We start from the raw sequence: 4,419 nt of genomic DNA, 5'->3' as shown, positions 1-4,419 counted from the left end.
GAACTTTCCAGTTGAGATTTATACTTGCCTTGGGCCACAATCTGATGACCCTCCCTGAAAATGAGCGAACCGTAAGTAGTAACTTGGGTTAGTTAAGAATTGGACGCTCGCGGTTATACTGCTTGAACTTGAGTTCTGCGAGTACCAAAAATGCGAACGAGCATCGCGATCGCGACTAATAATGTCAGGAATAAATATCCCCATTCCAGTTGCGCTCGTCTGCCAAATTCGACGGCAAATATCAGCCAGAAATAGTACATGCCTGCCGTATGCAGCACCCGCCAAGCACGCCGCCCAATTGCTTTAGCTGGCGTGGAAAATGAGGTAATTGTCATCGCTAGTAAAAAGGCATAGCCTAAAATGGCCAAGGGATTGGCAGTGAAAGCTTGTTGGCGAATGACTATCTGCAATGTGGAAAAAGCGATCGCATGATAAGTGTGCGATACTGCCATCGATAAGCCCAAAAAGCGGCGATTTTGCACCAGCCATAGCGACAGCGGCGATTGCCATAACCGCCGCAGTGGTGCCGCTATAAAGGCGAGCAAAAATAGCAGACACGAAGATCTGGCTGTCAGTCGCACCAGGATGAGTGTCGATGTTTCTGTCAACCCCATGCTACTCAAAATTGCTACTACAGCAACTCCGATCGCGATCGTGACTGTCATTACTAGCTGCCATCCTTTCATCCGATTAACCTCCGCTCGTGTAGATTGTATTTGCATCTACTTTATCGATCGAGCCAAGCTGGTGTCTTGTCTGTGGTTGCGAATTTTGGCCTAAAACTGCGATGTCTATTAAATTTGGGTGGAAAGCCCGATCTAGAGCGGGATTAGGGTTCCAACGAAATCCCGATCGCATTGTGGACGCGAGCGGCGGTGGCTGAGGCGCGATCGATTAATTGTCCGCCGAGATAGATACTCGTAGAACTGCCGCCATCGAGGTTGAGTGCGTCTACAACCCCCATTTGTTGCATTAGTTGAGCCATTTCGGCCAACGTGGGGCCTTTGCCGCCAGCGCGGTTGTGGACGGCGAATAGGAGCACATTCCCATTTGCGGTATTGGCGATCGCGCTGCGGACTGCCGATTCTTTACTAAAATTCGCGCCGAAGTTTTCGCCCTGAGCGTCGAGGACGATTTGGCTCGATCGCACCAGCCAGGGGCCAGCGGCGATAATTTGGGAGTAAGTATCGAATTCTGGTGGCGTAATTTGACGTTGGAGGCTGAGACTGGTACCGATCGATAGCTTCCCAGACAGCTCTGGCTGCCCCCGCAAGGCTAGCAAATAACCATTAGTAGGGATCTGAAAGATGACGCTACCGATGGCATTACTAGGGGTAATTTGAGTGACGCGATCTTGTTGAACTGTGAAAATCAGTTCGTTCGCCTGCATCGGCGCGTAGGTACTGCCCCAGTCTGTTGTATAACGACCTAATCCAGGTTGTACATAGGCACTATTGAGGGTGGAGACTGGTAATCGATCGCCTGTAGCTGTAGTTAATGTTTCCTGCATCTTCACGCGGGCGATCTGGAGTTGTCCTTTGTCATTCCAGCCGATCGCGCCGCGATTTAAAATCGGACTGGATAACCATCTGCCATCGCGTTTGAGGGCACCGAGCAGCATTCGATTATTGCGATTGAAATAACCGCCGTTGATGGCGGCGACGACTTGAGTGGTGGGTGCGAATTTGATGAGATGATTGGTACCGACTAAACTTGGCTCTAGAGCTAACATCGGCCTAATTTTGATGCCCTGTTGACGTCGATCGATTTCTAAATAGGTGACGGGGAAATTATTGACGCCCAATTTGACCCATTTCTGTCGCCATTTTAATCCGGGTGCCCACTTTATTTCGCGATCGGGAATAGCGGCTAAATTAGAATTGATGGTAACTTCTAGACTAGTCGGTGATAATAATTTTGCCCGCGCGCGTTGTCCTTTGACGATCGGAAATTGGACGATCGTTTGATTTTTGCTACTGGTGACTTTATATTCTAATTTTTGGGCGGCGGGGTCGTCGTCGGGGTCGAGATTGGCATCGACAGTCGGTGCGGGAGCATTAAATCGATCGAGTAATTTTGGATCGGCAATTGCTTCGATCGTTAGGTAGCCTTCGGTAGGTGTTTGACTGAGTTTCCAAGGGGTAGCCCGATCTAAGGTGACGGTAATTTTGCCATTTTTAGGGATATTGTCGTTGCGAACGTTTACGACCTTAGTCGCGGGGGTGTTGAGTTGGAGTTTATTCCCAGATGTCTGCCATTTCCAACCGCTATTTTTAGCAATATCGGTGATATCTAGATATCGATATTGCCGACTGAGTTTGGCTGTCAAACTGATTTTTCTAGCTCGATCGGATGCGTACCAATCGACTGGTTGAGTAGAATAATTACTATTATTAAATAGTTCTACCCCTAACTGTCGATCGAGTGCAGTATCGCTAATTCCCAATCGCAAACTATTCCCAACTTGCCATTGTCCCCACGGAATATTTAGCGTTTTACCGTTGAGAAATATTTCCGTACCTTGCGCGACAAACTTGTTGACAGATGTATTTTTAGTTGTTTGAATCGGTAAGTCTGGTTGGGCATCTGCACGGGCGATTGTAGCCAAACAGAATGTGGTATAAAAGTGAGTCGCGATACTAGCGATCGCGATGAGATAAAATCTCTGATAATTCATAGTCGATGATTGGGGTAGATGCCAGAATTGTAAGTGATGCAGATTATTCAGACAGCAGCTATTGGCAATCTGGTTCCAAGATTTCAGCGATTGGATTTACAGTCGATTCTACCTGTATTGGGTAACTCACATCTTGCCCCGGTAGATAAAGACAAGTTACTGCGTAGATCTGAGGGTACCCACAAGCGGCGTTTTTATGCGGGGGTTCCCCCCGCATAAAAAAGCGACGCATCGACATGGAGGTTTCCTCCAGGTTGTGTGCGTCAAGACAACGTCAAGACAGGGGCACCCCTACACAATTAACCTGTAGGGGTGCCCCTTGTGGGTACCCTGGGTCTATACCAATCACTAATGTATTTAAACGTAAGATGTGAGGTAACGCTACTCCGCACATACCTGCGCTAATGTATTTAACAACTCCTCAGCAGTAAAAGGTTTGGCTAAAAATGTGCGGACGCCGCAATCTTTGAGATTTTGAGTCATTTGTTCGTTGGTAGATAAACCACTCATAGCGATAATTTTCACCTGGGGATTGAGTTTGTGCAGCGTGCGAACTGTCGTAACTGTATCTAACGAAGGCATCATTAAATCCAGCAGAATCACAGCTACCGATTTTTTTTGTTCGGCATATAAGGCGATCGCTTCAATCCCATCGCCAGCAGTTATCGCTCGGTAGTTATAGGTTTCTAAAGTGGTGCCAGTAATCGATCGCACCGAGATTTCATCATCGACAATGAGGATGAGTTCGTTATGCCCGAATGGTAGATCTAAAAGCGGTTGTGGTTCGGTTTCGTGAGTATCTGTAGCTGGTAAATATACCTTAAAGCAAGTCCCTTTACCTACTTCGCTATAAACACTAATAAAACCACCATGACTTTTGATAATACCCATCGATGTAGACAATCCCAATCCGGTGCCTTTGCCGATTTCTTTGGTGGTAAAAAATGGATCGAAAATTCGATCTACTAGTTCGGGAGCGATGCCCATCCCAGTATCGGCGATCGAAATGACGATATAATCGCCAGGTCGGGCATCGAAGTGAATTCTGGCATAGTTGTCATCGAGGGTGAGATTCTCGGTCGAGATCGTCAGCGTACCCCCATCTGGCATGGCATCGCGAGCATTGACACACAGATTCATCAAGACTTGATGGATCAGCGTACTATCAGCTTCGATCGTCCATAAATGCTTAGAATAATCAAACGCGGCTTCGATATTTTTGGGGAAAGCTTGTTTGATAATCCGTTGAATTTCTTTAATTAAGTGGTGAACTTGAATGCAGGTAGGCTTGCCTTCTACGCCGCGCGTAAAGGAGAGAATTTGTTTGACTAAATCGGCACCTCGGCGGGTACTATCGTTTAAAATTGTTAATAAATTTTGGGTGCGATCGTCGATGTCGGGAAACTGAAGTGGTAAAATTTCGACGATGCCTAAAATTGGCGTGAGAATATTATTGAGATCGTGCGCGATGCCACTGGCGAGTGTACCCAAACTTTCCAATCTTTGGGCGCGAAAGAATTGCGATTCGAGTTGTTTTTTCTCGGTAATATCAGTTTCGGCAATCAGGATCGATTTGGGATTTCCGGCAGCATCTCGCAATAGAGATTTGCGACTGCTGACAATTATCTGTTTCGCGTCGGAGGTAATTTTCGTGAGTTCTCCTTGCCAAATTCCGGTACTTAGTACCAGCTCCATCGCTGAGTCAAACTCATCAGTCGCCGCATCTGTCGGTAGTAACTCGC

Annotated in this window: 3 protein-coding genes; all 3 read right to left on the bottom strand. The window is 47.0% G+C overall.

Going from position 1 to position 4,419, the window contains the following annotated elements; all coding sequences use genetic code 11:
- Nucleotides 1–113: 113 nt before the first annotated feature.
- Nucleotides 114–686 carry a hypothetical protein gene (locus C7B77_RS24830; RefSeq protein WP_219892273.1) on the bottom strand — a complete coding sequence of 191 codons (573 nt, stop codon included), beginning with the start codon at nt 684–686 and terminating at the stop codon, nt 114–116.
- Between the two features lie 143 nt (nt 687–829).
- Complete coding sequence (locus C7B77_RS24825; RefSeq protein ID WP_106311229.1) at nt 830–2,677, bottom strand: phosphodiester glycosidase family protein; 1,848 nt, start codon at nt 2,675–2,677, stop codon at nt 830–832.
- A 381-nt stretch (nt 2,678–3,058) separates the two neighbouring features.
- A partial coding sequence (locus tag C7B77_RS24820; protein WP_146138504.1) for a hybrid sensor histidine kinase/response regulator occupies nt 3,059–4,419 on the bottom strand: 1,361 nt, incomplete at its 5' end.

It is taken from the genome of Chamaesiphon polymorphus CCALA 037 (assembly GCF_003003845.1).
Lineage (GTDB): Bacteria > Cyanobacteriota > Cyanobacteriia > Cyanobacteriales > Chamaesiphonaceae > Chamaesiphon > Chamaesiphon polymorphus.
This window is presented reverse-complemented; position numbering and strand designations above follow the sequence as displayed.